Raw genomic sequence first — 8,927 nt, forward strand, 5'->3', positions numbered from 1 at the left:
TATGACGAAACAGCCACGCAAACAACGAAAACGGTCGGAGACCGCGCCGCTCCACGAGCGGCAGAATCAGGTCCGGGCCACCCTCACCGACGAGCTCCGCGAGGAGTACGGACAGCGCAACGTCCGCGTCAACGCCGGCGACACCGTCGAGGTGCTTCGCGGCGACGCGGCCGGCACGGAGGCGGAGGTCGTCTCCGTCGACCTGTCCGCCGAGCGGATCACGGTCGAGGACGTCACCGTCGAGAAGGCGGACGGGGAGGAGGTTCCCCGCCCGATTCCGGCGAGCAACGTCCGGGTGACCGAGCTGGACCTCGAGGACGAGCGCCGCGAGGCGCGGCTCCAGGAGGATAACGAATGACGCGACACCAGAAGCGACTGTCAGTACCGAACTCCTGGCCGGTCGAGCGCAAGACGAACACGTTCACCGTGAAGGCGGGCGCGGGCCCGCACGGCGAGGCGGGCGTTCCGCTCGTCGTCCTGCTGCGGGACGTGCTCGGCTACGTCGACTCGACGAAGGAGGCGCGCTACGCGCTGAACAACGACTCGATCCTCGTCAACGGGGACGCCGTCTCGGACGAACAGCGTCCGATCGGGATGTTCGACATCCTGGCGTTCCCCGAGCGCGGGGAGTACTTCCGCGTCTTCCCCGACGAGGGCGGTCGGCTCGCGCTGACTCCCGTCGACGAGGACGCCGCGGGCAGCCGGCTCGGGAAGATCACGAACAAGACCGTCGTCCCCGGCGGCGTCACGCAGCTGACGCTCCACGACGGGACGAACGTCCGCGTCGACGACGACGCGGACTACGAGACGAACGACTCGATCGTCGTCGACAACGAGACGAAGGAGATCGTCGCCCACTTCGAGTACGAGGAGGGCGCCTTGGTGACCGCCGTCGCCGGCCAGCACGCCGGCCAGATCGGCGAGATCGAGGACATCGACGTGACCCTCGGCTCCGGCGACAACACCGTGACCGTCGCCAGCGAGGACGGCGGCTACGAGACGGTCGAGGAGTACGTCGTCGTCATCGACGAGAACTTCACCGACGACGAGGGTGATGCGGATGAGTGAAGCCGAGAGCGCCGACCACGAGATGCGCGAGCCGTCCCTCGAGAAGGTCGTCGTCCACATGGGCGTCGGGCAGGGCGGTGAGCCGCTCGCGGACGCCGAGGAGATCATCGAGGAGATCACGGGCCAGCAGTCGGTCCGGACCACCTCGAAGCGCACCATCGCCGAGTTCGGGATCCGCAAGGGCGACCCGATCGGCGTCAAGGTGACGCTGCGGGGCGAGGACGCGCACGCGTTCCTCGAGACCGCGCTCGATCTCGTCGATGTCTCGCGGAGCCAGTTCGACGACACGGGTAACCTCAGCTTCGGGGTCGAGGACCACACCGACTTTCCGAGCCAGGAGTACGACCCCAACATCGGGATCTACGGCCTCGACGTGACGACGACGATCGTCCGTCCCGGCTACCGCGTCTCGAAACGCGACAAGGCGACGGGGACCATTCCCTCCCGCCACCGGATGACAGCCGAGGACGCGGCCGCGTTCCTCGAAACGAACTTCGACGTCGAGGTAACCGAATGAGCGAAGCGAACAACGACACGGGCGAGCACGCCGCGAAGCGCACCGACTCCCGGCACACGTGCCGGCGGTGCGACCGCGAGCAGGGACTCGTCGGCAAGTACGACATCAACCTCTGCCGGCAGTGCTTCCGCGAGGTCGCCCGAGACATGGGATTCGAGAAGTACAGCTGATCATGACGGGAAACGATCCATTCACCAACGCGCTCGCCGGCATGGACAACGCCGAGAGCGTTGGCCACCTGTCGTACACGGTAGAGCCCGCTTCGAACATCATCGGCTCCGTCCTCGAGGTCCTCTACGACCGCGGGTACGTCGACGGCTTCGAGTACGTCGACGACGGGAAAGCCGGGAAGTTCGAGGTCGAACTGAAAGGCGCGATCAACGAGTGTGGCGCCGTCAAGCCCCGCTACTCCGCGGGTGCGGACGAGTTCGAGAAGTGGGAGAAGCGGTACCTCCCCGCCCGTGACTACGGGACGCTCATCGTCACGACGAGCCACGGCGTCATGAGCCACTACGAGGCCCGCGAGGAGGGCATCGGCGGCCAAGTGATCGCATACGTCTACTAACAATGAACAGAGTCGAAATCGAGATTCCGGACGACGTCTCCGCCGAGACCGACCACCTCGAACTCACCGTCGAAGGACCCAACGGGAGCGTCACGCGACGCCTCTGGTACCCCGACGTCGACGTGACGATCGAGGACGGCGCGGTGGTCATCGCGACCGAGAACGAGGACGCGAAGACCAACGCCACCGTCGGCACCTTCGAGAGCCACGTCGCCAACATGATCCACGGCGTCACCGAGGGCTGGGAGTACGCCATGGAAGTGTACTACGCCCACTTCCCGATGCAGGTGAACGTGGAGGGCGACGAGGTCGTCATCGAGAACTTCCTCGGAGAGAGCGCCGCGCGGCGCACCCCCATCCGCGGAGACACGGACGTACAGATCGACGGCGAGACGGTCACGCTCTCGGGCTCCGACAAGGAGGCCGTCGGCCAGACCGCCGCCGACATCGAACAGCTGACGAAGGTGACCGACAAGGACACGCGCGTCTTCCAGGACGGCGTGTACATCGTCGAGAAACCCACCGGAGGTGCCTAACCGATGGCAGACGAACTGGAAGACATCAGCGGTGTCGGTCCCTCGAAGGCGGACGCGCTTCGCGAGGCCGGCTACGAGACGGTCGAGGACGTGAAGGCCGCCTCCCAGTCGGAGCTCTCCGAGGTCGACGGCGTCGGCAACGCGCTCGCAGCGCGTGTCAAGGCCGACGTCGGCGGGCTGGAGGTCGACGAGGAGGCGGACGCGGAGATTGAAGACGAGACCGACGAGGAGGAGCCGGTCGACGAGGCCGAGGAGTCCGAGACGGTCGAGACGGAGCTTCGGCCCCGCGGTCACGCCGACAAGACGCCGGAACTGGACGACGAGACCGCTCGCGCGCTCGCACAGAAGCACCGCGAGGGGAAACCGCAGTTCAACCGGCAGGACTACCACAAGAAAAAGCGGATCCCGACGTCGTGGCGCAAGCCGCGCGGCGGGCTCTCCAAGCAGCGCCGCCGCATGAAGTCGAAGGGGCCGGTCGTCGAGGCCGGCTTCCGTTCGCCGACGGCGTCGCGCGACCTCCACCCGAGCGGCTTCGAGGAGGTCCGCGTCCACAACACGGACGACCTCGAGGGCGTCGACGGCGACACGCAGGCGGTGCGGATCGCTTCGAAGGTCGGCGGTCGCAAGCGCGAACGGATCGAAGACGAGGCGGAGGAGCGCGAGATCCGCGTGCTGAACCCGACCTACGTCGAAGTGGAGGTGGACGATGAGTGATCTGAAGGCGCAGAAACGGCTCGCAGCGGACGAGCTCGACGTCGGCAAGGGCCGCGTCTGGCTCGACCCCGAGGCACAGGAAGAGATCGAGGACGCCATCACCCGCGAGGACGTCCGCGAGCTCATCGAACAGGGAACGATCCGCGCGAAGGACGCGAAGACGAACTCGCGCGGTCGCGCCCGCGAGCGCGCCGACAAGCGCTCGTACGGGCATCAGTCGGGCGCCGGCTCCCGCAAGGGTCGCTCCGGCGCGCGACAGGACACGAAAGACGACTGGAAGGCGCGCATCCGCGCACAGCGGGCCCGCCTGAAGGAGCTTCGCGACGACGAAGACGTGCTCGACGCCTCCGAGTACCGCACGCTGTACAACAAAGCGAGCGGGGGAGACTTCGAGGACGTCGCCCGTCTCGAGGCGTTCATCGAGACGCAGTACGGTTACGAGGTGACGGACTAATGGCGACAGGACCACGATACAAGGTGCCGATGCGGCGCCGCCGCGAGGTCCGGACGGATTACCATCAGAGGTTGCGCCTGCTGAAATCGGGCAAGCCTCGCCTGGTCGCTCGGGTGAGCAACGCTCACGTCAGGGCGCAGCTGGTGACCCCCGGATCCGACGGCGACGAGACCCACGCGGCCGCCTCCAGCGAGGAGCTCGGCGAGTACGGCTGGGACGCCCCCACGGGCAACCTCCCCAGCGCGTACCTCACCGGGTACCTCGCGGGCGCTCGCGCCGTCGACGCCGGCCTCGACGAGGCCGTCCTCGACATCGGGCTCAACACGGCGACGCCCGGCAACAAGACGTTCGCGGTACAGGAAGGAGCGATTGACGCGGGCCTCGAGATCCCGCACAACGACGACGTGCTGGCCGACTGGTCGCGCACGCGCGGCGAACACATCGCCGACTACGCCGAGCAGCTCGACGAGCCGCTGTACAGCGGCGCGTTCGACGCCAGCGAGCTACCCGAGCACTTCGACGACGTGCTCGCGACAATCCAGGAGGACCATGAGTAGACACAACGACGGCTGGGAACCGCGGACGCGACTCGGCCGCAAGGTACAGGACGGCGACATCACGTCGATGGAACAGGCGCTCCAGTCCGGGCTCCCGCTGAAGGAGGCCGAGATCGTCGACCAGCTCCTCCCGGGGCTCGAAGACGAGGTGCTGGACATCAACATGGTCCAGCGCATGACCGACTCCGGCCGCCGCGTGAAGTTCCGTTGCGTGGTCGCCGTGGGCAACCGCGACGGCTACCTCGGCTACGCGCAGGCCCGCGACGACCAGGTCGGCGGCGCGATCCAGAAGGCGATCGACGTCGCGAAGCTGAATATCATCTCGGTGGACCGCGGCTCCGGGTCCTGGGAGGACCAGCCCGGCGGCACCAACTCCTTGACCCGCACGGCGAAGGGGAAGGCCGGCTCCGTCACCGTCGAGATCAAGCCCGCCCCGCAGGGGCTGGGCCTCGCGGCCGCGGAGACGGTCCGCAACATCCTAGAGCTCGCCGGCGTCGAGGACGCCTGGACGAACTCCGACGGCAACACGCGCACGACGGTGAACCTCGCGAAGGCGACGTTCAACGCGCTGGAGAACGCGGCGCAGTCCCGTACGCCCCAGCACGCGCGCGAAGTCCACTACGACGAGGTGAGCGAGTGATGCAGGCGATCGTTCAGCTCCGCGGCGAGGTTAATCTCGGGTCCGGCGTCGAGGACACGCTCGACATGCTGAACGTCGGGCGCGTCAACCACGCGACGCTCGTCCCCGAGACGGACTCGTACAGCGGCATGATCGCGAAGGTCAACGATGTCGTCGCGTTCGGGGAACCGAGCGTCGAGGCCGTCGCGCGAACGATCGCGCGGCGCGGCGAGCCGCTCGAAGGCTCGGCCGACGTCGACGACGAGTGGATCGACGACAACACCGACTACGCCGACCTGGAGGCGCTGGCCGAGGCGCTCGTCGACGAGGAGACCACGCTGCGCGAGCAGGGTCTCTCGCCGACGCTGCGACTCCACGCCCCCCGCGGCGGTCACGAGGGCATCAAACACCCCGTGATCGAGGGCGGCGAACTCGGGAAACACACCACCGAGGAGATCGACAGTCTCCTGGAGGCGATGCGATGACGAGCAAGAAACGACGACAGCGCGGCTCTCGGACGCACGGCGGCGGCACGCACAAGAACCGGCGCGGCGCCGGGCATCGCGGCGGTCGCGGCGCGGCCGGTCGCGCGAAACACGAGTACCACAACTACGGTCCGCTCGGCAAGCACGGGTTCAAGCGCCCCGAGGACGCTCAGACGGAGGTCCTCGAAGTGAAGATCCAGAAGCTCGACGAGGACGCGGCGCTGTACGCCGCGGACGGTCTCGCCGAGGAGGACGGCGACGCGTACGTCTTCGACGCGCGCGACGTCGTTGAGGACGGCCACGAGGCTGACGTGGTGAAGGTGCTCGGCGGCGGGCAGGTCCGCCGCGAGCTCCGCGTCACGGCCGACGCGTTCACCGTCGGTGCGGTCGAGCTCATCGAGGAGGCGGGCGGCGAGGCGACGCTCTCCGAGCGCGCCGAAGAGCCCGCTGACGAACCGGAAAACACTTCCGACGACGAGAACGACGAGGCGTAACATGAGCTGGAAGGAGGCCGCCGAACCGGTGCTCTCGCGGATGCCCGTCGTGGAGCGGCCCGCGGGACACGTCCCGTTCAGACGGAAGCTTACGTGGACGGCCGGAATCCTGATCGTCTACTTCTTCTTGACCAACATCAACCCGTTCGGGTTGGCGGTCGGGCAGGGGTCGGACTTCTTCGGGCAGTTCCGGTCGGTGCTCGCCGGGTCGTCCGGGTCGCTGCTACAGGTCGGTATCGGACCGATCGTCACGGCGTCCATCGTCCTCCAGCTGTTGGGCGGTGCGAACCTCCTCGGGCTCGACACCGAGAACGACCCGCGCGACCAGGTCCTCTATCAGGGCCTCCAGAAGCTGCTGGTGATCATCGTCTCCGCCCTCACGGCGGCGCCGATGGTGTTCACCGGGGGGTTCCTCCCCGCGGACGACGCGGTCGCGAGCGCGCTCGGCATCGGGACGTTCGGCGTTCAGGTGCTGATCTTCGCGCAGATCTTCGTCGGCGGCATCCTCATCCTGTTCATGGACGAGATCGTGAGCAAGTGGGGCGTCGGCTCCGGCGTCGGGCTGTTCATCATCGCGTCGGTGAGCCAGCAGATCGTCGGCGGCTTCTTCAGCTTCTCCGCACTCGGCGCCTCCGGCTTCTTCGCGAGCTGGTACGGCGTCATCTTCGGCGACGTACCGGTGTCGATGTCGCCGTTCACGGCGGAGGGGCTCCAGAATCTCCTCTTCGATCCGGGGAACATTCTGGCGCTTTTCACCACGGTGTTCATCTTCGGGATCGTCGTGTACGCGGAGTCGGTCCGCGTCGAGATCCCGCTGTCGCACGCCCGCGTGAAGGGCGCCCGTGGACGCTTCCCGGTGAAGCTCATCTACGCGTCCGTCCTCCCGATGATCCTCGTTCGCGCGCTACAGGCGAACATCCAGTTCCTCGGCCAGATCCTCTCCTCGCAGTGGGCGGGGATGCCGGCGATACTCGGGACCTACAGCGAGCAGGGGCAGCCTATCGGCGGGCTGTTCTACTACCTGAACCCGATTCAGAGCCGGGGGCAGTGGATGTGGTTCCTCGGTGAGATACCGGCGTCCGTCGAGCCGTGGATGATCGCGATCCGGCTCGCGATCGACCTCGCGTTCATGATCGTCGGCGGCGCTATCTTCGCGATCTTCTGGGTCGAGACTACCGGCATGGGGCCGGAGGCGACCGCGAAACAGATCCAGAACTCCGGGATGCAGATCCCCGGGTTCCGCCGGAACCCGCAGGTCGTCGAGAAGGTCATGGAGCGGTACATCCCGCAGGTGACCGTCATCGGCGGCGCCCTCGTCGGGCTGCTCGCCGTGATGGCGAACCTGCTCGGCACCATCGGGCAGGTCTCCGGCACCGGGCTACTGCTTGCGGTCTCTATCACGTACAAGCTGTACGAGGAGATCGCCGAAGAGCAGCTCATGGAGATGCACCCGATGATGCGCCAGATGTTCGGCAACGAGTAGCGAACATCCACTCCTTTCCGTTCTTCTTCGTCCCTGAGCGACTGCGTCGTACTCAGCAGTCTCCTACCGGTGGGAGTCGAAGTGACCGACTCGGACGGCTTCTTCGAGCAACTCGACGAGACCGAGGCGATCGCCGACGATTAACCGGAATCTATCGAAACACCGGTCGAACAGACGGAAGCGGACGCCCCCCGCGCGGATGCGGATACAACGGCCGGCTCAACGTTCACCGAGCCACGACGACGTACTGGTACCTCCGGTACATCGCCAGCTGTCGATTCCGTCGGTGTAAATTCAAACGACACAGTATCGCGCCGAGTCGGTTCCTGACGCTTCGCGTCGACAACGGATCGAGAACTCGGCATTAGGGGAGCGACCGGTCGGGTTCGGCCGCTATCGCCCGCGACTTCCGAGGTGTGACCAGATCGGGTTGTTCCGGCTGGTCGCCTTTCGCTCGGAGACGCACCGCTCGGCTCGATACCACCGAGGCCGCCGACCGCGGTCGCCCCGGCTATACGGCGTCGGACCGATCGCTCGCAGCGGCTTCGTCCGCCGCGCCCTCTTCGTCGTCGCTCATCTCCTCGGCAGCTTCTTCGACCTTTTCTTCGACGGTTTTCTCCACCGTCTCTTCGACCTTCTCGCCGACGGTTTCTTCGACGGTTTTCTCCACCGTCTCTTCGACTTTCTCGCCGACGGTCTCCTCGACGGTCTTCTCTACCGTCTCTTCGACTTTCTCGCCGACGGTCTCCTCGACGGTCTTCTCTACCGTCTCGCCCACGGTCTCTTCGACCTTGCCCGAGACCTCCTCGCTGACCGTGTCGCTGACGTCGTCGGCGACCTCGCCGACCTCCTTGTTGACGGTCTCGCCGACGCTCTTCTCGACCTCCTTGCTCACGGTCTCCTCCACCTTCTCGCCGACCGTCTCCTCGACGGTCTTCTCGACCTCCTTGCTCACCGTTTCGCCGACGGTCTTCTCGACCTCCTTGTTGACCGTCTCACCGACGGTCTTCTCGACCTCCTTGTCGACGGTCTCGCCGACGCTCTCTTCGACCTGTCTCCCGACCTGGTCGGCGACCTCGCGCGTCATCCAGTCCGGATCGAAGCGGGCCATCTTCCACACGACGTGGATCACGTACGACGCGAACACCCCGATCCCGAACGCGATCGCGACGTTGTTCACCTGCGTCGTCGCGATCAACACGATCGACAGGACGATCAGCGCGCCGTACGCGATGTCGGTCGCCGCGTCTACCCGCGCCGGGCTTACCATTCCCGGCCCTCCGTCTCCTCGTCGACCGCGCTCGCCCGCCGCGTGGGATATCCGTTCATACGGCTACCTTGCGAGCCCGCGGCGTAAAAGCCTCCCTCGTTGGGCGTCCGCGCCCCGCGCCCGGAGATCCGGAGCGCACCCCCGGACCCGGAGCGCGACCCTTTT

The 8,927-nt window shown here is 66.7% G+C and carries 14 protein-coding genes; 13 read left to right on the forward strand and 1 reads right to left on the reverse strand.

The annotated features are described in order from the left end of the window. Nucleotide 1 precedes the first annotated feature (1 nt). From rplX to secY, 13 genes are read left to right on the forward strand one after another with little or no spacing between them, the layout of a single operon-like run. Nucleotides 2-358, forward strand: a complete 357-nt coding sequence (rplX, locus tag Z052_RS12905) for a 50S ribosomal protein L24 (RefSeq protein ID WP_049930190.1) — start codon at nt 2-4, stop codon at nt 356-358. After that, on the forward strand, nt 355-1,068 hold the full coding sequence (locus tag Z052_RS12910) for a 30S ribosomal protein S4e (RefSeq protein ID WP_049930192.1): 714 nt from the start codon (nt 355-357) through the stop codon (nt 1,066-1,068). The genes rplX and Z052_RS12910 overlap by 4 nt, the downstream gene beginning before the upstream one ends. Next, nucleotides 1,061-1,585 (forward strand): 50S ribosomal protein L5, encoded by a 525-nt coding sequence (locus Z052_RS12915; RefSeq protein WP_049930678.1) that lies wholly within the window; start codon nt 1,061-1,063, stop codon nt 1,583-1,585. The genes Z052_RS12910 and Z052_RS12915 overlap by 8 nt, the downstream gene beginning before the upstream one ends. Next, nucleotides 1,582-1,755: a 30S ribosomal protein S14 gene (locus Z052_RS12920; protein WP_004597423.1), complete on the forward strand. Its 174-nt coding sequence runs from the start codon at nt 1,582-1,584 to the stop codon at nt 1,753-1,755. The genes Z052_RS12915 and Z052_RS12920 overlap by 4 nt, the downstream gene beginning before the upstream one ends. A gap of 2 nt (nt 1,756-1,757) precedes the next feature. Beyond that, on the forward strand, nt 1,758-2,150 hold the full coding sequence (locus tag Z052_RS12925) for a 30S ribosomal protein S8 (RefSeq protein WP_004047215.1): 393 nt from the start codon (nt 1,758-1,760) through the stop codon (nt 2,148-2,150). A 2-nt stretch (nt 2,151-2,152) separates the two neighbouring features. Continuing rightward, nucleotides 2,153-2,686, forward strand: a complete 534-nt coding sequence (locus Z052_RS12930; protein ID WP_049930194.1) for a 50S ribosomal protein L6 — start codon at nt 2,153-2,155, stop codon at nt 2,684-2,686. A 3-nt stretch (nt 2,687-2,689) separates the two neighbouring features. Beyond that, complete coding sequence (locus Z052_RS12935; protein WP_094521451.1) at nt 2,690-3,400, forward strand: 50S ribosomal protein L32e; 711 nt, start codon at nt 2,690-2,692, stop codon at nt 3,398-3,400. Beyond that, the gene (locus tag Z052_RS12940; RefSeq protein WP_049930197.1) at nt 3,393-3,854 is read left to right on the forward strand and encodes a 50S ribosomal protein L19e; all 462 of its coding nucleotides are present in this window, start codon (nt 3,393-3,395) and stop codon (nt 3,852-3,854) included. Before Z052_RS12935 ends, Z052_RS12940 begins: the two co-directional genes overlap by 8 nt. Then, a complete protein-coding gene (locus Z052_RS12945; RefSeq protein ID WP_049930198.1) occupies nt 3,854-4,411 on the forward strand; it encodes a 50S ribosomal protein L18 in 558 nt (185 codons plus the stop codon). The genes Z052_RS12940 and Z052_RS12945 overlap by 1 nt, the downstream gene beginning before the upstream one ends. Further along, the gene (locus tag Z052_RS12950; RefSeq protein ID WP_049930200.1) at nt 4,404-5,051 is read left to right on the forward strand and encodes a 30S ribosomal protein S5; all 648 of its coding nucleotides are present in this window, start codon (nt 4,404-4,406) and stop codon (nt 5,049-5,051) included. The genes Z052_RS12945 and Z052_RS12950 overlap by 8 nt, the downstream gene beginning before the upstream one ends. Further along, nucleotides 5,051-5,515 carry a 50S ribosomal protein L30 gene (locus Z052_RS12955; RefSeq protein WP_049930202.1) on the forward strand — a complete coding sequence of 155 codons (465 nt, stop codon included), beginning with the start codon at nt 5,051-5,053 and terminating at the stop codon, nt 5,513-5,515. The genes Z052_RS12950 and Z052_RS12955 overlap by 1 nt, the downstream gene beginning before the upstream one ends. Continuing rightward, nucleotides 5,512-6,009, forward strand: coding sequence for an uL15m family ribosomal protein (locus tag Z052_RS12960; protein ID WP_099289106.1), 498 nt, complete (start codon nt 5,512-5,514; stop codon nt 6,007-6,009). The genes Z052_RS12955 and Z052_RS12960 overlap by 4 nt, the downstream gene beginning before the upstream one ends. A 1-nt stretch (nt 6,010) precedes the next feature. Continuing rightward, on the forward strand, nt 6,011-7,492 hold the full coding sequence (secY, locus tag Z052_RS12965; protein WP_049930205.1) for a preprotein translocase subunit SecY: 1,482 nt from the start codon (nt 6,011-6,013) through the stop codon (nt 7,490-7,492). Between the two features lie 511 nt (nt 7,493-8,003). On the opposite strand, the gene Z052_RS12970 is transcribed toward secY, so the two are convergent. After that, nucleotides 8,004-8,762, reverse strand: coding sequence for a hypothetical protein (locus Z052_RS12970; protein WP_099289107.1), 759 nt, complete (start codon nt 8,760-8,762; stop codon nt 8,004-8,006). Nucleotides 8,763-8,927 lie beyond the last annotated feature (165 nt).

It is taken from the genome of Halorubrum sp. C191 (genome assembly GCF_002727095.1).
Taxonomy (GTDB): domain Archaea; phylum Halobacteriota; class Halobacteria; order Halobacteriales; family Haloferacaceae; genus Halorubrum; species Halorubrum ezzemoulense.